Source organism: Burkholderia sp. BCC0506 (assembly GCF_902833145.1).
GTDB lineage: Bacteria > Pseudomonadota > Gammaproteobacteria > Burkholderiales > Burkholderiaceae > Burkholderia.
The window spans coordinates 356,025-376,689 of record NZ_CADFEN010000005.1; the positions used below are offsets into that span (position 1 = coordinate 356,025).

15 protein-coding genes are annotated in these 20,665 nt (G+C 64.7%); 14 read left to right on the top strand and 1 reads right to left on the bottom strand.

Annotation, left to right across the window (positions count from 1 at the left end):
- Nucleotides 1-36: 36 nt before the first annotated feature.
- Nucleotides 37-1,014 carry a magnesium/cobalt transporter CorA gene (corA, locus tag HWX62_RS14135; protein ID WP_175929137.1) on the top strand — a complete coding sequence of 326 codons (978 nt, stop codon included), beginning with the start codon at nucleotides 37-39 and terminating at the stop codon, nucleotides 1,012-1,014.
- 7 nt (nucleotides 1,015-1,021) lie between these two features.
- On the opposite strand, the gene HWX62_RS14140 is transcribed toward corA, so the two are convergent.
- Nucleotides 1,022-1,315, bottom strand: a complete 294-nt coding sequence (locus tag HWX62_RS14140) for a YciI-like protein (RefSeq protein ID WP_175929138.1) — start codon at nucleotides 1,313-1,315, stop codon at nucleotides 1,022-1,024.
- Nucleotides 1,316-1,773: 458 nt separating this feature from the next.
- On the opposite strand from HWX62_RS14140, the gene HWX62_RS14145 reads away from it, so the two are divergent.
- The 13 genes from HWX62_RS14145 (at nucleotide 1,774) to HWX62_RS14205 (ending at nucleotide 19,970) form a co-directional block, all read left to right on the top strand.
- The gene (locus tag HWX62_RS14145; RefSeq protein ID WP_175929139.1) at nucleotides 1,774-2,262 is read left to right on the top strand and encodes a YbaK/EbsC family protein; all 489 of its coding nucleotides are present in this window, start codon (nucleotides 1,774-1,776) and stop codon (nucleotides 2,260-2,262) included.
- A gap of 857 nt (nucleotides 2,263-3,119) precedes the next feature.
- A complete protein-coding gene (locus HWX62_RS14150) occupies nucleotides 3,120-3,821 on the top strand; it encodes an energy transducer TonB (RefSeq protein WP_175929140.1) in 702 nt (233 codons plus the stop codon).
- Between the two features lie 86 nt (nucleotides 3,822-3,907).
- Nucleotides 3,908-4,807, top strand: coding sequence for a MotA/TolQ/ExbB proton channel family protein (locus HWX62_RS14155; RefSeq protein ID WP_175929141.1), 900 nt, complete (start codon nucleotides 3,908-3,910; stop codon nucleotides 4,805-4,807).
- Between the two features lie 20 nt (nucleotides 4,808-4,827).
- Entirely contained in the window at nucleotides 4,828-5,250 is a 423-nt protein-coding gene (locus HWX62_RS14160) for a biopolymer transporter ExbD (RefSeq protein ID WP_175929142.1), read from the top strand.
- Between the two features lie 18 nt (nucleotides 5,251-5,268).
- The gene (locus HWX62_RS14165; protein WP_175929143.1) at nucleotides 5,269-5,700 is read left to right on the top strand and encodes a biopolymer transporter ExbD; all 432 of its coding nucleotides are present in this window, start codon (nucleotides 5,269-5,271) and stop codon (nucleotides 5,698-5,700) included.
- Nucleotides 5,701-5,716: 16 nt separating this feature from the next.
- Entirely contained in the window at nucleotides 5,717-6,907 is a 1,191-nt protein-coding gene (locus HWX62_RS14170) for a tetratricopeptide repeat protein (RefSeq protein WP_175929144.1), read from the top strand.
- A 310-nt stretch (nucleotides 6,908-7,217) separates the two neighbouring features.
- Nucleotides 7,218-7,793, top strand: coding sequence for a cupin domain-containing protein (locus tag HWX62_RS14175; protein WP_175929145.1), 576 nt, complete (start codon nucleotides 7,218-7,220; stop codon nucleotides 7,791-7,793).
- 249 nt (nucleotides 7,794-8,042) lie between these two features.
- Entirely contained in the window at nucleotides 8,043-10,859 is a 2,817-nt protein-coding gene (locus HWX62_RS14180) for a TonB-dependent receptor (protein ID WP_175929146.1), read from the top strand.
- A 240-nt stretch (nucleotides 10,860-11,099) separates the two neighbouring features.
- Nucleotides 11,100-12,980: an extracellular solute-binding protein gene (locus HWX62_RS14185; RefSeq protein ID WP_175929147.1), complete on the top strand. Its 1,881-nt coding sequence runs from the start codon at nucleotides 11,100-11,102 to the stop codon at nucleotides 12,978-12,980.
- A 13-nt stretch (nucleotides 12,981-12,993) separates the two neighbouring features.
- On the top strand, nucleotides 12,994-14,046 hold the full coding sequence (locus tag HWX62_RS14190; protein ID WP_175929148.1) for an ABC transporter permease subunit: 1,053 nt from the start codon (nucleotides 12,994-12,996) through the stop codon (nucleotides 14,044-14,046).
- Complete coding sequence (locus tag HWX62_RS14195; protein WP_175929149.1) at nucleotides 14,000-15,112, top strand: ABC transporter permease; 1,113 nt, start codon at nucleotides 14,000-14,002, stop codon at nucleotides 15,110-15,112. The genes HWX62_RS14190 and HWX62_RS14195 overlap by 47 nt, the downstream gene beginning before the upstream one ends.
- Nucleotides 15,112-16,752 (top strand): dipeptide ABC transporter ATP-binding protein, encoded by a 1,641-nt coding sequence (locus HWX62_RS14200; protein WP_175929150.1) that lies wholly within the window; start codon nucleotides 15,112-15,114, stop codon nucleotides 16,750-16,752. Before HWX62_RS14195 ends, HWX62_RS14200 begins: the two co-directional genes overlap by 1 nt.
- A 50-nt stretch (nucleotides 16,753-16,802) precedes the next feature.
- The gene (locus HWX62_RS14205) at nucleotides 16,803-19,970 is read left to right on the top strand and encodes a multidrug efflux RND transporter permease subunit (RefSeq protein ID WP_175929151.1); all 3,168 of its coding nucleotides are present in this window, start codon (nucleotides 16,803-16,805) and stop codon (nucleotides 19,968-19,970) included.
- Nucleotides 19,971-20,665: the final 695 nt, after the last annotated feature.

Genomic DNA, 20,665 nt, shown 5'->3' on the forward strand with positions numbered 1-20,665 from the left:
GTAAACTGATGCGCAAACCGCAACGTCACGGACAACATGCTGATCAACTGTGCTGCTTACCAGGACGGCCGCAAGCTGGCCGATATCGAAATCGACGCCATCAGCGATTACGTGTCGAAGCCCGAATGCTTCGTGTGGGTCGCGCTGAAGGATCCGACGCCCGAGGAAATCGCGCTGATGGGCGAGGAGTTCGGGTTGCACGAGCTTGCGCTCGAGGATGCCCGCAAGGGCCATCAGCGGCCGAAGATCGAGGAATACGGCGATTCGCTGTTCGCGGTGCTGCATACGGTCGAACTCGACGAGGACGACGAATTCAAGGTCGGCGAACTGAACGTGTTCGTCGGCCCGAACTACGTGCTGTCGATCCGCAACCATACCGAGCAGGATTTCCGCGACGTGCGCAAGCGTTGCGAGCGGGAGCCGCATCTGCTGCGGGAGGGGGCGGCGTTCGTGTTCTACGCGCTGATGGACCAGGTCGTCGACCGGTATTTCCCGATTCTCGAAACGCTCGGTACCGAGCTCGAGGAACTCGAGGACCGCATCTTCGCGAAGGCGACGCCTGCGTCGTCGCGCGCGATCATCGAGGATCTCTATTCGCTCAAGCGTCGGCTCGTGCTGCTGTACCAGCACACGGCGCCGTTGATGGAGCCGCTCGCGAAGCTCACCGGCGGGCGCGTGCCGCAGGTGTGCAGCGGGATGGCTGCCTATTTTCGCGATGTGTACGACCATCTGCAGCGGATCGTGAAGACGATCGAAGGGCGGCGCGAGATGGTCGTCACCGCGATCCAGGTCAACCTCGGGATGATTTCGCTCGCGGAGAACGAGGTGACCAAGCGGCTCGGCTCGTTCGCCGCGCTGTTCGCGATACCGACGATGATCGCCGGTATCTACGGAATGAACTTCGCGAACATGCCCGAACTGCACCTGAAATACGGGTTCTACGGCTGCATCGCGGTGATGGCCGTCGCCGACCTCGCGCTGTGGTGGCGTTTCAAGCGGGCAGGGTGGCTGTAGCCCGGCTTCACGCCGGACGCGGCGCATGCTTGCCGACCACGACGCGCCACGGCCGCACGCGCCACGATTTCACGAGGCCGTTCTGCACGTACGGATCGGCGCGCGCGAACGATTCGGCCGCCTCCGGCGAATCGCCTTCGAACACGAGTATGGCCTGATCGGCCGGGTCCGCCAGCGCGCCGGCGAGCACGAGTTCGCCGCGCTCGGTCGCAGCCTGCGCGAGCGCGAGATGCTGCGCCCGGAACGGTTCGCGTCGAGACAGGTAATCGTCGACGAGTTCGTAGATCAACTGGTAATGCATGATCGCTCCAGGAGTGGGTTTCCGCCGCGGGAGGATGGGCGGCCGGCTCAGTATAGGACACCGGGAAAGCCGTTGACGGCGTGGTTTGCCGGCGCGGCGACGGGTATTCGCGGGGTGGCTCTTTTTGAACGACGCATGGAGGGCGATATCATGGTGTTCTTCCTTAAACGCAACTAACAGTCTATTTTTTCAACGTCGGCAAATTGCCCGGTTCGCCGGCCTCGACGCATCCTCGTGGCAAATTCGTCTACAGGAAATGAGGGCCCGCCACGCGTATTCCGGGTCCGGATTTCGCATGCCGGCGGGGTGGGCGGGCGGATCGAAAACGACGGGAACAGCCTCCCTGGCCGTCCGCACGGGCGGTGCGCGAGAGCGTTTCCATTGGGCCGGAATGCGACCTATGCTGAACGAATCCGGAGCGAACGCCGTTCGCCCGATTCATCCAGACGAGGTGTGCCATGCCGGTCTCAGCCACCCTGCAGGATTGCCTGCGCCAGAAGTCATCGCGGTACGAAGTCGTGTACCACCCCTACAGCCATACGAGCATGGAGACGGCTGCCGCCGCGCACATTCCCGGCGACCGTCTCGCGAAAACGGTGCTCCTCGAGGACGCCGACGGCTACGTCGCCGCCGTATTGCCGACCACGCACGCCGTGCGCCTGTCGGATCTCTGGGTGAAGACGGGACGCCATCTCGTGCTCGCCCGGGAGGTCGAATTGCGCGAGCTGTTCAAGGATTGCGACATGGGCGCGCTGCCGCCGGTCTGCATGGCGTACGGGATGAAGACGTTCCTCGAGGAACGTCTCGCGCAGCAGCCGGAAGTCTATTTCGAGGCCGGCGACCATGAAGCGCTGATTCACATGATGCAGGACGAATTCCTGACGCTGATGGAGACGGCCGAGCGCGCGCATTTCTCGCACCGGATGCAGGGGATGATGCTGTCCTGAGCGATGCCGGTCGCGCGTCGATGACGCATGCGCGGGCATTTTCCCACCGGGCTCGGTGAAGGGGAGATGCCCGTGTGCGCCGAGCGTCGGGCAATGCATTCACGCCGATGCAGCCACATGCTGCGTCGGAAAAGAGATTCGTTGTCCGGATAATTGTGTGGATTCGATCGGTAGGAAAAGCTCTTTTGTTTTTGATTCGGAATCCTTTCTAGGTAAGCGATGGGTCCGTTCGAACATCTCATGAACAAGCCCTGGCTACGCATGAAAACGGCCGATCGGCTTCCATCCGTGCATGAGACAACGAAACGTATCCGGCGATGCTTGCGTCGGGCGCGCCGATTCGGTGCACCGCACTAAATTGGTGACTGTTTATATTGGACTCACTCGATTGGTGCGATTTCATACAAAATAATTACTGAACAAATGGAAAATGGTTAATGAGGTTTACTAACTCGTAATTCGAGTAACGCCTCCAAACTTTGTATTCGAGTATCAAATAAAGTTTGACGCCCAAATTTTTTCCTTGCTATCTTCTGCACCCAAGAAGAACGGCCTGGCTGACATCAGCGCGTAACGAAGCACCAATCGTCATGCGAAGGTATGCCAGCGTCGACGCAGCTGACAAATGCCTGAATGCGCTGGTTCGGGGTGGGCGCCGGATAGGGCGGCTATCCCGTTGCAGTTGAAACGATTCCTTGAAATTGAATGAACAGGATCCGAAGCCGATGCTTTCAATTCGGATCACTAATTGAATTAAAAATGAAATTTCGTGATGAGACGGAGACGGAGCCGACCCGGTTCCGGAGCCGGTCATCGTCGCGAAACTGGGCGATTCGCTTGGGGGATGGATAGTGGGCATGAAAGTCGAAGAGCATCTGGTTGCTTCGAACAGCGGGCTGGCCACGCTAGGGCGTCCGCGAGAATTCGGCAAGAAGCAGCAGAATCCGGTGCGCCGTTTCGGCGGCATCGCAGTCGTCCTCCTGTTGCATGCAGTGCTGATCTACGCATTGCTCAACGGCCTCGCGACGAAAGTCGTGCAGGTGATCCAGCATCCGATCGAAACCCGCATCATCGAGCCGGTGAAGCCGCCGCCGCCACCGCCGCTGCCGGTCGTCAAGCTTCCGCCGCCGAAGTTCGCGCCGCCGCCGCCGCCGTTCGTGCCGCCGCCGGAAGTGCCGGTGCAGGCACCGCCGCAGGCGGCGCCGATCACGCACCAGTCGGCACCGGTGCCGTCCGCGCCGGCCGTGCAGGCGCCGGTCATCGCACCGCCCGCGCCTGCCAAGCCGGTCAGTCACGAAGTGGGGGTCGTCTGCCCGAATTCGGACTCGATTCGCGCGTCGATGCAGTACCCGAAGGAAGCGCAGGAAAACAACATCACGGGTGACGTGACGATCGAGTTCGTCGTGGATGCGGAAGGGAACATCACGAACGAACGCGTGGCCCAGTCGGCCGACCCCGTGCTCGATCGTGCGGCCTACAACACCGTGAAGCGGTTCAAATGCGTGGCGCAAGGCCAGGCAGTACGGGTGCAGGTGCCGTTCTCGTTCAACCTGAATTGACGTAGTGGGCGGTCCGGCGGAAGCCGGACCGGGGAAAACCGGCTCGAACTCAGATAGTAAGTTCAACGAAAGAATTGGAGTGGGGTATGACGAAGCGTTCTCTGGCCGCGCTGGCGGCAAGCCTGTTGATGTCCGTCGCTGCAATCGACGGGCTCGTTGCACCGCAACTCGCTTACGCGCAAGCGAGCGGATCCACGGCGACATCCGACGCCTTGACACAGGCCGCGGCGCCGGCGCCGTCCGCCGCCGAGCCGGCTCCGCCGCCGGCGCCGGCCACGACCGAAGCGGTCGAGAATCCGTACGGGCTCGGCGCGCTATGGAAGAACGGCGACTTCGTCGCGCGCTTCGTGCTGATGCTGCTCGTGATCATGTCGATGGGCAGCTGGTACATCATGATCACGAAGTTCGTCGAGCAATTGCGGGCGAACCGCCGCGCGAAACTCGCCGATGCGCAGCTCTGGAGCGCGCCGTCGCTGGCCGAGGGCGCGAAGTTGCTCGACGAGGCGTCGCCGTTCCGCTTCATCGCCGAGACGGCGATCGAGGCGGGCGAGCATCACGACGAGGCGCTGCTCGAAGCCGTGGATCGCAATACGTGGATCGACGTGTCCGTCGAGCGCTCGATCACGAACGTGTCGAACCGCCTGCAGGACGGGCTCGCGTTCCTGGCGACGGTCGGCTCGACGGCGCCGTTCGTCGGGCTGTTCGGCACGGTCTGGGGGATCTACCACGCGCTGACGGCGATCGGGATCGCGGGTCAGGCGTCGATCGACAAGGTCGCGGGCCCGGTGGGCGAGGCGCTCATCATGACGGCGATCGGCCTGGCGGTCGCGGTGCCTGCCGTACTCGGCTACAACTTCCTGGTCCGGCGCAACAAGTCGGTGATGGAGCGGGTCCGCAACTTCGGCGCCCAGCTGCATACCGTGCTGCTGGCCGGCAGCAAGCGTCCCGCTCGCGCGCCGTCGCCTGCCGCGTCGCTCGTGAACTGACCGGCTGACGGAGGCGCGCGATGGGCATGAACGTCGGGCAGGACGAAAGCGACGAGGTGATCGCGAACATCAACACGACGCCGCTCGTCGACGTGATGCTGGTGTTGCTGATCATCTTCCTGATCACGATTCCGGTCGTCACGCACACGATCCAGCTGCAGTTGCCGAAGGAGGTCGTGCAGCCGCTGCAGACCACGCCGAAGAGCGTCGAGATCGCGGTGAACCGCGACGGCGATTTCTTCTGGGGCGAGCAACTGGTGGATGCGTCGACGTTGCTCGTGAAGCTGAAGGGGGTGTCGCAGCAGCAACCGCAGCCGAGCGTGCACGTGCGGGGCGACCAGAACACGCGTTACGAGTTCATCGGCCGCGTCATCACGATGTGCGAGCGGGCGGGTATCGCGAAGGTGTCGTTCATTACGGAACCGCCGGCGCGTGGCGGTTAGCCTTGACAGGAGCAGAAGATGGGAATGAACGTGCCTTCGGGCGGGAGCGGCAGCGAGCCGGACGTGATGGTCGACATCAACACCACGCCGCTGATCGACGTGATGCTGGTGCTGCTGATCATGCTGATCATCACGATCCCGATCCAGATGCATTCGGTGAAGATGGACCTGCCGGTGGGTAACCCGCCGCCGCCCGCTACCCAGCCGGAAGTCGTGCAGATCGATATCGACTTCGACGGGACGACGACGTGGAATGGCGCGCCGGTGCCGGACCGCGCGGCACTCGAGGCGAAGCTGACGCAGGTCGCGCACGAACCCGTGCAGGCGGAGATCCATCTGCGGCCGAACAAGCTGGCGCCGTACAAGGACGTGGCGGCCGTACTGGCGTCCGCGCAGCGCGTGGGCGCGACGAAGATCGGCCTGATCGGCAACGAGCAGTTCATGCAATGACGGGACAGACCGACCGATGAACCAGCGACGATGGAAACGGATGATGGCGGTGACGGCGCTCGGGGCCGCCTGCGCGCTCGGCCGGCCGGCGTGGGCGGCCGACGCGCTGCGCCCCGATGTGGCGAAGCCGCTGGCGGCGGCGCAGGAGCTGTATCGCGCGCACAAGTATCGCGATGCCCTCGGCAAGATCGCGCAGGCGGCCGCCGTGCCCAACCGCACGCCGTATGAAACCTACATGGTGGAAGCGACGCGCGGCGCGACGGCGATGGCGGCCGGCGACACCGGCGTGGCCGCGCAGGCCTACGAAACCGTCCTGAACTCGGGGCGCCTGTCGGGCGACGAAGAGCAGCGGACGACGGCGGCGCTCGCCGGGATCTATTTCCAGCAGAAGAACTATCCGCAGGCGATCCGCGTCGCGCAGCGCTACCTGAAGGCGGGCGGCACGGATCCGGAAATGCACACGCTGCTCACGCAGTCGTATTACCTGTCGAACGATTGCAGTCAGGTTGTGAGCCAGCTGAAGGCGAGCACGGATGCACAGGCGAAGGCCGGCCACGCGCCGGACGAAGCGCAGTTGCAGATGCTGGCGACCTGTGCGCAGAAGAGCAAGGATACCGGCGCGTATCGCAACGCGCTCGGCATGCTGGTGGCTTATCATCCGAGCCCCGCGTACTGGGACGAAATGGTTTCGGCCATTCGCGGCAGCCCCGGTTACCTGTCGTCGCTCGACCTCGACATCTACCGGCTGCGCAGGGCGACGGGCTCGCTCACGACGGCCGATGCCTATATGGAGATGACGCAGCTCGCCCTGGTGGCCGGAACGCCGGCCGAAGGCAGGCAGGTGATCGACCAGGGATTCGCGTCCGGCGTGCTGGGCAAGGATGCGCAGGCGGACCGCGAGAAACGGCTGCAGGCGCTGGCCGCCAAGCGTGCGCAGTCGGGCTCGGATGCCGCCAATCCGGTGGCGCCGATCGACGCCGGCATGAATCTCGTGTTCGCGGGCCACGCGGCGCAGGGGCTGTCGATGATGGAGCAGGCGATCGCGAAGGGCGGGATCGAGCATCCCGATGCGGCGCGGCTGCGGCTCGGCGAGGCGTATTACGTGGCGGGCCAGAAGGCCCACGCGCTCCAGGTGCTGCGCACGGTGAAGGGTACCGACGGATCAGGGGATCTGGCGAAGCTCTGGACCGCCGTCGCGTCGCGCTGACGGGATGCAGCGGAAGGCAGGTGCCCGACGATGGGCGCCGTGCCGCGTACACGAGGTAGGACGGTGATCTGACGGAAGCTGACGGCAGGGAAGTCTGTCTGGACGAAGATAAGGGGCAGTCTTGTTAATTAGCAAACCGAATGAAATGAGCGTGAATCGCGCGGCCGAGAGGCGGGAGTCCCGTTTCTCGCCGCATGCGACGCGCGCCCGGCGGCGAAGCGGAACGGCGTGTCGCGCCGCGGCAGCCTCATGGCATCGGGCAAGGCGTGCCGACATCAAACCGATTTCGATTGAGAGGGTCCGCTCTTCCATGGTCTTGCCTCCCGATGAATCGGTGCTCGTCGCGATTTCGCTCGGCAACAAGATCCGCTCGCTTCGACAGCGCCTGAACCTCACGCTCGACGAAACGGCCACGATGGCAGGAATCTCGAAGCCGTTCCTGTCGCAGGTCGAGCGCGGGCGCGCGACGCCGTCGATCACGTCGCTGGTCCGAATTGCGAAGGCGCTCGGTGTGACGATGCAGTACTTCATCGATACGCCAACCGAGGCGCGCTCGGTGTGCCGCGGCGACGCATTGCAGTATTTCCAGTTCACCAACTCGGCGAGCTCCTTTGCCCGGCTGACGAATCTCGTGGACGGTCGCAAGCTCGAGGCGATTCTCGTCAGGATACCGGCGGGGCAGTCGCCGTCGGAAGTGACGACGCATGCAGGCGAGGAGTTTCTCTACGTGATGCGCGGCAGGATCGCGCTCACGCTGGAGGATTGCACGTTCGTGCTGAGTGCGGGCGACACCGCGCACTACGAGTCGACGATGCCGCATGCGTGGCACAACACGGCCGACGAAGATGCGGTGATCGTCTGGGTCGGTACGCCGCGGCTGTTCTAGCCCGTCGTGCCGGAATTATTCGAAACGGAAAGAAAGCGTGCGCACAATGCAAGTCATAAGTCATGCAAATTAAATAACGAGAAAGAGACGTGTCGCGTTCGCGCTGCACGGTCGGTCCGTTCGGGTCGAGGTGGTTGGCAGGTCGGCAATGGCGGGCTCCGGCACACGGATGCCCAGGACGCGCGACGGAATTCACAAGGTTCCGACGCGCAGCGGGTGGGGTCTTACTGACGAGCGAGAGGGAACAAGATGAAGCCGAGAGTTTTGGCGTTGGCCATCAAGAGGATAGTCTGGGCGGAGCTGGCGCTGACGGCCGCGCTGGTGCCGCCGGCGTTCGCCCAGAGCCAGCCGGCGCCGGGAGCCGCATCGATCGCGGACGCGGTCGCGAACGGCGCACCCGTGACCGTTGCGCAGGCGGACGGCACGGCGGGCGCCGTCGCTGCCGCGGGACCCGGTGCGGCAGCCGAGGCGACGCCTGCCGCGCCCGGCGCGAATGGGCAGGGCAAGGTCGCGCAGATCAAGCGGTTCGAAGTGACGGGTTCGCTGATCCGGCAGGCCGACAAGGTCGGCTTCAACCAGGTGCAGACCATCACGAGCAAGGACATCGAGAACAGCGGTCAGACCAGCGTCGCTGACTACCTGCGCAGCACCTCGGCGAATTCGGCAAGCAGCTGGAGCGAAGGTACGACGAACAGCTTCGCACCGGGCGGCGCTGGTATCGCGCTGCGCGGTCTCAGCGAGAAATACACGCTGGTGCTGATCGACGGCATGCGGGTGTCGCCGTATGCGTTCGCGGTGAACGGCAGCGATCAGTTCTTCGACCTGAACACGCTGCCGCTCAACATCATCGACCGTATCGAAATCGTCAAGACTGGCGCGGTGTCTCAGTATGGTTCCGACGCAATCGCGGGCGTGGTGAACATCATCACGAAGAAAAACTTTCAGGGTCTTGAACTGGGAGGCAGCTACGGTGGTGCGACGAACGGTGAAGGCGGCCAGGGCACGACGAAGTTCAGCATCCTCGGCGGTTTCGGCGACCTGAACGCCGACCGCTTCAACGTGACGGCGGCGCTCAGCTACTACAAGTCGAACGGCATCTCGATCGCCGATCGCGACACGACGCAAAACCAGAATTTCTCCAATTTCCCGGGCGGCTTGTCGAACCAGAGCGTCTCCTACTGGCGCAATCCGGCCACCGGCGCGAAGGTGCCGCTGAGCCCGTGTCCGAACGGAGGCCAGGCCGTGCCGGGCACCTCCGTCGCGCAGGTCAACGGTCCCGGCACGGTGTGCGCAAACAACACCGCGTACGCATCGTCGCTGTCGCCGTGGACTGAACGCCTGAGCGCGAAGGTGCACGCCGACTTCAAGATCAACGATGCGATGCAGGCGTTCGCGGATCTGTGGGAAAGCAACAATACGACGGTCACGAACAACTTCGTCGGCCGCCTCGGTAACAGCACGCAGACCTATGATCCGGCGACGGGCGGTCTCACCCCGATTTCGAACCTCGTGCCGGGCAGCAACCCGTATAACCCGTTTGGCGTGCCGGCGAAGCTGGTCTACGCATTTCCGGCCGCGCAGGCGGTGCATACGAGCTCCAACTTCTGGCGTGCCGCGACAGGCGTGAAAGGCTCGTTCAGCACGCCGCGTGTCGGGGATTGGGATTGGACCGCGTCCTACACGCATTCGCAGGACACGGTGTCGAACAACTATTCGAACCTGATCAACGCGGCCGCACTGAAAAATATCGTGCAGAACGGCGTGTTCGACTTCGCCAATCCATCGTCGACACCGAACGGGTTGAACGGGCTGTACGGAAGCACGTCGACACAGGCCATCACGAAGCTCGACGCTGTCGACGCGACCCTGTCGACGCCGAACCTGTTCACGCTGCCCACGGGTAACGTCGGCCTGGGCCTCGGTACGCAATTCACGCACCAGAGCCAGTACATCGGCACGGGCGCGGACTACGCGAACGGCACGCTCATCCAGCCGGCGCTGCAATCGGTCAATGGCGAGCGCAACGTCGCGGCGGTCTACTACCAGATCGACATTCCGATCGTGAAGAACCTGACGTTCAGCCAGTCGGGTCGCTACGACCACTACAGTGACTTCGGCGGTGCGTTCTCGCCGCGCTTCGCGCTGCGCTTTCAGCCGATCCGCGAGCTGACGATGTACGGTTCGTACAACCGTGGCTTCCGCGCACCGACGCTGATCGAGAACACCTCGTCGAGGACCTACGGCGCGCAGGGCGCGGTCGATCCGAACGATCCTAACAACCCGAACGCATACAACCTCGTCGAGGAAGTGCAGGCCGGTAACAGCAAGCTGCAGCCGGAGCGGACCAAGAACTACAACATCGGCTTCCAGCTGTCGCCCACCCGCAATACCGATTTCGGCTTCGACTGGTACAAGATCCACATCGACAACGTGATTGGCACGGAAGACATCCAGACGGTGGTCGACCAGAACGATCCGTCGAATGTGATCCGTAACCCGAACGGTTCGATCGCGTATGTGCGGCTGCCGTATATGAACCTGTCGTCGCTCGATACGGACGGCTTCGAGACGACCTTCCGTCAATCGGTGTCGACCAAGATCGGTACTTTCACGCTGTCGGGTGACTGGGCCTACGTGTGGCACTTCAAGATGCCGATGGGCGGCGTGTCGACCGACTTCGCGGGCAACAACGGTTCGCTGAACGAGCCGTTCGGCGGCAGCTTCCCGCGCTGGAAGGGCAACACGAGTCTGAACTGGAACTACCACAACCAATGGAATGCGACGTTGACGTGGATGTTCACGGGGCCGTACAGCCAGGCAATCCTGTCGCCCGGCCAATATCCGAACATGCAGGACAGCGTGGCTTCGTACAGTCAGTTCAACCTGATGGTCAGCTACACGGGCTTCAAGCACTGGACGATCTATGCGGGCATCGACAACATCTTCAATCGTGCGCCGCCGTTCGACCCGGTTTATATGAACGCGAGTTACCAGACGGGCTACGACACGTCGCTGTACACGTATGTCGGTCGATTTGCGCAGGTTGGCGCGACCTACAAGTTCTGATGGCGATCGCGATGCACTGACAGGCTTTGGACCGGCCGCTCCACGTCCACCTCCCCATTTTTTGGAGCGGCCCTTTTTTGCCTGACGCCACGACGGCCCGCGACCGGGACGCGCGGCGATGCAGCTTGCAGGATCGTTGACAGCACGAACAACTAGTGGGATGCGGGCGGCACGCGGCATCCTGCACAGGCATCTACTGCGCGCAGGCATCGCGCCCGCACGCTTTCGGACAGACCGACCATGAAACTGTTGAATTGGCGATGGGCAGGCGTGCCGCGCACGGCGCTGTTCGCGTGCGCCGTGCTGCTCGTGTCGGGTAGCGCCATGCCGCGTGCGGCGCTCGCCGTGCCCGCCATCGCGCAATACGACCAACCGAAATACCCGCCGGGCTTCACGCATTTCGATTATGCCGATCCCGACGCGCCGAATGACGGCACGCTCAATTTCCAGAACTACGACGAAGCGCAGAGCTACGATTCGCTGAATCCGTTCCTCGTGCGCGGCTCGCCCGCACCGGACATCAAGAACCTGATGTTCGACACGCTGATGCAGCGCAGCTGGGATGAACTCGCGTCCGAATACGCGCTGATCGCCGACGACGTCGAGGTGGCGCCCGACGGGCTGTCGGCCACGTTCCACATCAATACGGCCGCACGCTTCTCGAACGGCGACCCGATCACCGCGGCCGACGTCAAGTATTCGTTCGATACGCTCACGAGCCCGCAGGCGTCGCCGCTGTACAACGCGCAGTTCTCGATCATCAAGCGCGCGGTGATCGTCGACGGCCACACGATCCGCTTCGAGTTCAAGCACGCGGAGCGCGACGCCGCGCTGATCGCGGGCGACCTGCCGGTGTTCTCGCCGAAGTGGGGGCAGCGCCCGGACGGCACGCGGCCGCCGTTCGACCAGATCGCGAACGTGCCGCCGATCGCGAGCGGCGCGTACCTGATCGAGCAGCGCAGGAACGACAAGCAGATCGCGTACGTGCGCAACCCGCACTACTGGGCCGCGAACCTGCCGTCGCGGCGGGGGATGTTCCGTTTCGCACGCGTGTCGTTCAAGCTGTATCTCGACCAGTACACGGAGCTCGAGGCGCTGAAGGCCGGCGATGTGGATGCGCGGGTGGAATACAGCTCGACGCAGTGGGCGCGCAAGTACGTCGGCAAGAACTTTCGCAGTGGGCTGCTGAAGAAGGGCGAATTTCCGGATGGCCCCGCGCAGATGCAGGGTTTCCTGATAAACCTGCGCAAGCCGATGTTCCAGGACGTACGCGTGCGGCATGCGCTCGCGTTGGCATTCGACTTCGACTGGATGAGCCGGATGATGTTCTACGGGCAGTACCGCCGTACCAGCAGCTTCTGGGAGGCGAGCCCGTTCGCGGCGTCCGGCATGCCGAGCGACAAGGAACTCGCGCTGCTCGAACCATTCCGGTCGACGCTGCCGCCGGAGGTGTTCGGCCCGATGGTCAAACAGCCGTCGACGCTGCCGCCCGGCTCGCTGCGCGCGAACCTCCGGCAAGCGCGCGACCTGCTCGCGCAGGCCGGCTGGCACTATCGCGACGGCGCACTGCGCGACGCGAACGGCACGCCGATGACGATCGAGATCATCGACGACCAGCCCGGCATGGATCGTGTGATCCTGCCGTACACGCAGGCGCTCGCGACGCTCGGCATCCATGCATATCTGCACGAGATCGACAGTGCGCTCTACCAGAAGCGGCTCGACAATTTCGAGTACGACATGACGACGTACATCTACTCGCCCGTGACGATCCCCGGGGCGGAGTTGACCCGCCGTTTCGGCAGCGAGGCCGCATCGCAGCCCGGCTCGGAGAACTATCCGGGCGTGAAGTCGAAGGCCGTCGATGCGCTGATCCGCGCGGCGCTCGCGGCCAATACGCTCGACGATCTCGAGACGGCCATGCACGCCCTCGACCGCGTGCTGATCAACCTGTACGTGCTGGTTCCGGAGTACTACGTGCCGAACGCGCGGATTGCATACAAGACGACGCTCGGCCATCCGGCGGTCGTGCCGGTTTCCTATCAGTACGAGGACTGGATCATCGACTACTGGTACGCGAAGAAGCCGGCAGCACGACCACAACCCGCTCCGGCGGCCTGACGGGGGAATAACGATGCTGGCATACATATTGAGGCGCCTGCTGCTGATGATCCCGACGCTGATCGGGGTGGTGACGATCACGTTCGCGGTCACGCAGTTCGTGCCGGGCGGCCCGGTCGAACAGGTGCTCGCGCAATTGCGCCACGGCAGCACGCGCGGCGGGGAGGCGGGCGGAGGTGCGGGCGGCTACCACGGCAGCCAGGGCGTCGACCCGCAGCAGATCGAGCAGATCCGCAAGCAGTTCGGTTTCGACAAGCCGCCGCTGGAGCGCTATCTGCTGATGCTGAAAAGCTATGCGACGTTCGACCTCGGCCAGTCCTACTTCGCGCACCGCAGCGTGTGGGCGGTAATCCGCTCGAAGTTGCCGGTGTCGATCACGCTCGGACTGTGGACGGTGATGCTCACGTATCTCGTGTCAGTGCCGCTCGGCATCGCGAAGGCGGTGCGCAACGGCTCGCGGTTCGACACGGTGACGAGCGTGCTGGTGCTGACCGGCTACGCCGTGCCGGGCTTCGTGCTCGGCGTGCTGTTGCTGATGCTGTTCGGCGGCGGCACGTTCTGGCAGGTGTTTCCGATGCGCGGGCTCACGTCGGACAACTTCGACGAGCTGACGCTGGCCGGCAAGACACTCGACTATCTGTGGCACATCGCGTTGCCGGTTACCGCATCGGTCGTCGGCAATTTCGCGATCGTCACGATCCTCACGAAGAACACGTTCCTCGAGGAAATCGGCCGGCAATACGTGTTGACCGCGCGCGCGAAGGGCGCGCCGGAGCGCGACGTGTTGTGGAAGCACGTGTTGCGCAATGCGGCGATTCCGCTGCTCACCGGGCTGCCGGCGGCATTCGTCGGCGCGTTCCTGAACGGCAACCTGCTGATCGAGACGCTGTTCTCGCTCGACGGGATGGGCCAACTGTCGTACGACTCGGTGATCCGCCGCGACTATCCGGTCGTGCTCGGCTCGCTGTTCCTGTTCACCCTGATCGGTCTGCTGACCAAGCTCATCGCGGATATCTGCTATGTCCTCGTCGACCCCCGTATCCAGTTCAGCCGCCTGGACCACTGACCCGGCCGCCGTCGCGTGCGCGGCGTCGCCGTCGCCGTGGCGACGCACGTGGCTGCGGTTTCGCGCGCAGCGGCTCGGCTACTGGAGCCTCGTGATCTTTGCCACGCTGTTCACACTCAGCCTGCTGGCCGACGGATTGTCGAACGACCGGCCGCTGCTCGTGCGCTACGACGGACACTATTATTTCCCGATCGTGAAGGAGTATCCGGAGACGCAGTTCGGCGGCGATTTCCCGGCGAAGACCAACTATCTCGATCCGTACATCCGGGCGAAGATCGAATCGCACGGCAACTTCGCGATTTACCCGCCGAATCGCTACCGCTACGACACGATCGACTATTTCGCGTCGCGGCCGTACCCGGCGCCGCCGTCCGCGAGCAACTGGCTCGGCACCGACCAGTTCGGCCGCGACGTGCTCGCGCGGCTGCTGTACGGGTTTAGGCTGTCGGTGCTGATGGCGCTCGCGCTGACGGTGTCGGGCGTCGCGATCGGCGTGCTGACGGGGGCGCTGCAGGGCTTCTACGGCGGGCGCACCGATCTCGTCGGGCAGCGCCTGATCGAGATCTGGAGCGCGCTGCCCGACCTGTACCTGCTGATCATCTTCGCGTCGATCTTCGAGCCGTCGCTGTGGCTGCTGTTCATCCTGCTGTCGATGTTCGGCTGGCTCGTGCTGTCCGACTACGTGCGCGCGGAGTTCCTGCGCAACCGCGCGCTCGACTACGTGAAGGCCGCGCGCACGATGGGGCTGTCGAACTGGCAGATCATGTGGCGGCACGTGCTGCCGAACAGCCTGACGCCGGTGATCACGTTCCTGCCGTTCCGGATGAGCGCGGCGATCCTGTCGCTGACGAGCCTCGACTTCCTCGGCCTCGGCGTGCAGCCGCCGACGCCGAGCCTCGGCGAGCTGCTGCAGGAAGGCAAGAACTACCTCGACGCGTGGTGGATCTCGATCTCCGCGTTCACGGCGCTGGTCGTCACGCTGCTGCTGCTCACGTTCATGGGCGACGCGCTGCGCAACGCGCTCGACATGCGCACGCGCGGTTCGGCCTTCGGCGGGGAGCAATGATGACGACGCCCTTGCTGGATATCCGGCGGTTCTCCGCGCACTTCGGCGCGAAAGCCGCCGTGCAGGACCTGAACCTCTCGGTCGGGCGCGGCGAGCGCGTGGCGCTCGTCGGCGAGTCGGGCTCGGGCAAGAGCGTGACGGCGCTGTCGATCCTGCGGCTCGCGCAGCACGCGACGCTGTCGGGGCAGATGCTGTTCGACGGCGAGGATCTGCTCGCGAAGACCGAGCAGCAGATGCGCGGCATCCGCGGCGCCGATATCGCGATGGTGTTCCAGGAACCGATGACGGCGCTCAATCCGCTATATACGATCGGCAAGCAGATCGCCGAGAGCCTGCGGTTGCACGAGGGGCTGCGCGCGGGCGACGCGCGCGAGCGCGGCATCGCGCTGCTGCGGCGCACCGGGATTCCGGAGCCGGAACGGCGCATCGACAGTTTTCCTCACCAGTTGTCGGGCGGCCAGCGGCAGCGCGCGATGATCGCGATGGCGCTCGCGTGCCGGCCGCGGCTGTTGCTCGCGGACGAGCCGACGACGGCGCTCGACGTCACCGTGCGCCAGCAGATCGTCGACCTGCTGATCGAACTGCAGGAGCAGGAGGCCGCCGCGCGCGGGATGGCCGTGCTGCTGATCACGCACGACCTGAACCTCGTGCGGCGTTTCGCGCAGCGCGTGGCCGTGATGGAGCAGGGCGTGCTCGTGGAGACGAACACGACCGGCGCGCTGTTCGCCGCGCCGCAGCACGCGTACACGCGCCGGTTGCTCGACAGCGCGCCGCAACGCGCCGTCGAGCCCGTCGCGGCCGGCGCGCAGACGATTCTCGACGTGCAGCAGCTCGCCGTCGATTACCGCATCGCGGCGAAGGGCTGGCGCGCGATGTTCGGCAAGACGGCGTTCCGGGCCGTGCACGACGTGAAGCTGAGCCTCAGGCGCGGCGAGACGCTCGGGATCGTCGGCGAGTCGGGGTCGGGAAAATCGACGCTGGCGGCGGCCGTGCTGGGCCTGCAGCGACCGGCGTCGGGCGGCATCGAGATCGACGGCATGCCGCTGGCGTTGCTGCGCACGACGCGCGGCCGGCGCGCGCTGTACGGCCGCATGCAGGTCGTGTTCCAGGATCCGTTCGGCTCGCTGTCGCCGCGCATGACGGTCGAGCAGATCGTCGGCGAGGGGCTCGCCGTGCACCGGCCGACGGTGGCGGGCGCCGCGCGGCGCACGCGGATCGCCGCGCTGCTGCAGGAGGTCGGCCTGCCCGCCGAAGCGATGCTACGGTATCCGCACGAATTTTCCGGCGGCCAGCGCCAGCGCATCGCGATCGCGCGCGCGCTGGCGGTGGAGCCGGAGCTGCTGGTGCTGGACGAGCCGACCAGCGCGCTCGACGTGTCGATCCAGAAGCAGGTGCTGAATCTGCTGACGAATCTGCAAAAGAAGTACGCACTGAGCTACCTGTTCATCACGCACGATCTCGCGGTGATGCGCGCGATGGCTCACCGGGTCATCGTGATGAAGGCAGGACGCGTGGTCGAGGAGGGCGATACGCTCGACGTGTTGCACGCCCCGTCCCACCCGTATACGCAGGCGCTGCTCGCGTCGTCGATGCTCGCACCGGAACCGGGGCCGCAGCAGACGGAAGGGAGACACGAATGATCGACGTGAAGCGGGCGCGGGGCGCCCGTGCCGTTCGCTGACGCACCGCGATGCCGTCGTTCTTCATCGACCGCCCGGTGTTCGCGTGGATCGTCGCGCTCGCGATCGTCGTCGCGGGCGTGCTTGCCATTCCGCAATTGCCGATCGCGCAGTATCCGCGCCTTGCGCCGCCGCGCGTCGTGATCACCGCGACGTATCCGGGCGCGTCGACCGAGACGGTCGACGGCGACGTCGGCAGCATCATCGAGGAAAGCCTCGACGGCGCCGACGGGCTGCAGTACTACCAGACGAGCAGCGACGGTCACGGCAATCTCGAGATCGACGTGACGTTCGCACCCGGCACCGATCCGGACATCGCGCTCGTCGACGTCAACAACCGGCTCAAGCAGGTCGAGCCGCGATTGCCGCAGCAGGTCGTGCAGCAGGGCATCGGCGTGTTCAAGGCGGCCAACACGTTCCTGATGCTCGTCACGCTCACGTCGACGGACGGCACGCGCGACTCCGCGCAGCTCGGTGACTATCTGAACCGCTACGTGCTGCGCGAACTGAAGCGCGCGCCGGGCGTCGGCGCGGCCGAGCTGTGGGACGCCGACGAGGCGCTGCGGGTCTGGCTCGATCCGAACAAGTTGCGCGAATACGACCTCGGCGCCGACGACGTAATCGCGGCCATCGGCGTGCAGAACGCGACGGTGACGGCCGGCGCGATCGGCGATGCGCCGTTCGTGCGCGGCCAGCAGCTCACCGCGACGATCGTCGTCAAGGGGCAACTGACGTCGCCGGAGGAGTTCGGCCGGATCGTGCTGAAGTCGAAGCAGGACGGTTCGGTGGTGCGCGTCGCCGACGTCGCCCGCGTCGAAATCGGCCGCGACGACTACTCGTTCTATTCCCGGCTGAACGGCCGTCCGGCAGCCACCGTCGGCATCCAGCTCGGCCCGCGCGGCAACGCGCTCGAAACGTCGAACGCGATTCGCGCGCGGCTGGCCGAGCTGTCGAAGACGCTGCCGCCGGGCGTCGCGGTCGAGATTCCGTTCGACGGCGCGCATTTCGTGAAGATCGCCATCCGGGAAGTCGTGCTGACGCTCGTCGAGGCCGTCGTGCTGGTGTTCTGCGTGATGTGGCTGTTCCTGCGCGAGCTGCGCTACACGCTCGTGCCGACCGTCGTGATTCCCGTCACGCTGATGGGCGCGTTCGCCGCGATGTGGGCGTTCGGGCTGTCGATCAACGTGTTCACGATGTTCGGTCTCGTGCTGGCGATCGGCATTCTCGTCGACGATGCGATCGTCGTCGTCGAGAGCGTGCACCGCGTGATGGAGGACGGCGTGTCGCCGCGCGATGCGACGCGTCAGGCGATGAAGCGGATCGGCGGGGCGATCGTCGGCGTGACGGCGGTACTGACGGCCGTGTTCGTGCCGATGGCGTTCTTCCCGGGCAGCGTCGGCGGCATTTACCGGCAGTTCGCGGTGTCGATGATCGCGTCGATGCTCGTGTCGTCGTTCATGGCGCTGTCGCTCACGCCCGCGCTGTGCGCGAATCTGCTGAAACCGGTCGGCCGCCATGAGGGTGGGGGCGTGCCGCGACGCAGCGTCGGCGCGCGCCTGGCCGACCGCTTCGGCGTCGCGTTCGCGCGCGCCGAGGCCGGCTATCGGCGCGTGACCGTGTCGGCGGTGCGCCGCACGGGCATGGTCGCGGGCATCTATGTCGTGCTCTTGGCCGTGTGCGGGCTGCTGTACTGGACGATGCCGGGCGGTTTCCTGCCGACCGAGGACCAGGGGCAACTGCAGGTGATGATCCAGTTGCCGGCCGGCGCCACGCAGGCGCGCACGTTCGCGGTCGTGCAGCGTGTCGAGGCGATCCTGCACGCGGAGCCGGCCATTGCGAACGTGACGAGCGTGATCGGCTGGAGTTTCGCTGGCAGCGGGCAGAACGTCGGAATGGCATTCGTCGAGCTGCAGGACTGGGCGCAGCGCGACGTCGATGCGATGACGTTGCGCGATCGCCTCAACCGGCGTTTCGACGAGATTCTCGACGGCGACGTCCAGGCGACGCTACCGCCATCGGTGCCCGGCATCGGTCACGCGGACGGCTTCACGTTCCGTCTCGAGGATCGCGGCGGGGTCGGGCTCGACGCGCTGAAGGCCGCTCGCGAACAGTTGGCCGCGCGCGCGAAGGCGGACCCGGTGCTCGCGTCCGTGCATTTCGAGGACTTGCCGGATGCACCGCGAATCGAGCTCGACGTCGATCGCGCGAAGGCGTATGCGCTCGGCGTGCCGTTCGAGCGCATCGCGGGCCTGCTCGGCGGCACGTTCGGCTCGAACTACATCAACGATTTCCCGGCGTCGGGCCGGATGCGCCGCGTGATCATCGAGGCGGATCCGACCGCGCGCGCGACCGACGCGCAGCTGATGGCGCTGACGGTGCCGAACCGCACGGGCGACATGGTGCCGCTGTCGGCCATTGCCGCGCCGCGGTGGACGGTCGGGCCCGTGATGCTGAATCGCTACGACGGCTATCCGTCGCTCGACATCAGCGGCCGGGCGGCGACCCACGCGAGTTCGGGCGCGGCGATGGCGGAGATGGAGCGGCTTGCCGCCACGCTGCCGGCCGGGATCGGCTACGACTGGGTCGACGCGGCGCGCGAGGAGCGGATCGCCGAGCGGCAGACGCCGCTGCTGGTCGGGCTGTCGGTGCTCGCGGTGTTCATGGCGCTCGCCGCGCTGTATGAAAGCTGGACGATTCCGCTGTCGGTGCTGACGATCGTGCCGCTCGGTATCGTGGGCGCGTTTGCGGCGGCGCTCGCGCGCGGGATGCCGAACGACGTGTACTTCAAGGTCGGGATGATCACGGTGATCGGGTTGTCGGCGAAGAATGCGATTCTGATCGTGCAGTTCGCGCGCGAGCTCGTCGGGCGCGGTGTGCCGCTGCGACAGGCGGTGGTGGAGGCGGCTGCCGTGCGGTTTCGGCCGATCGTGATGACGTCGATGGCGTTTCTGCTCGGCGTCGTGCCGCTGGTGCTGGCGACCGGCGCGGGCGCGGAAAGCCGGCGTTCGATCGGGACCGGCGCGTTCGGGGGCGTGCTGGCGGCGACGATGTTCGGGCTGGTGTTCGCACCGGTGGCGTTTCGGGTAGTCGTGTCCATAGGCCGGCGAGGGCGGCATGCGACGGTGACGAAGCGCGAGGCGCGGCGCGTGGAAACGGCCGGGAATCTGGAGACCGATTGATGATCGTGACGGGGTGTTCGGGCTGTTTCCATGCGAAGGATTCGTGTTGCCTCTCTGCTAAACAAAAAAGTTCGGGCTGGCGAGCAGCGGCCGCGTGCTCCATTGCGGCGCATGCGCGAGCGGGTGAAAAAAACAGCCGAACAAGGAAGACAAGACAACGGTAGCGGTGGATGAACCATATCGATTTTTATTCGGCACCAACCGAGTGCATCTATTGCACCTAAACAAAGTTTTGTGGCATCAAATATTTTTTGACGCATCGATTCTGTCCTGCTATGTTCGCGTCCAACGTAAAACTTTGGTAGTGAACGGTAATGAAGATTCCGTGCATTAAGAATTCCAAAGTGAAGGCGTAAAGCAGTCCTTCAACGGGCGACTGCCTTTCTTGGTAGCGCGTACGCTCCGGTTGATGAAGCGCCGTGGCGGGAATGTTCCGGGGTGCGGCGTGCAGGCAGCCGTTCGATGCGCGGAAAGATCGATCCACGTAATTAGGGTTCCTAACTCTATGGGAATTCCGCTTGTCGTATTTCAAATTCATTCTGCTTGATAGTGGAAGAAATAACTTTGAAAGAAATAAGCAGGCGAGCGGAATGGTTGTGAGCACCAGATGACGAATCAGGAACGCGGGGCAACGCTATTTAAAGGCCGGCGAATCTCCGTGCATACAAAAATTCAGGCCTTGCGACGACAAAGGG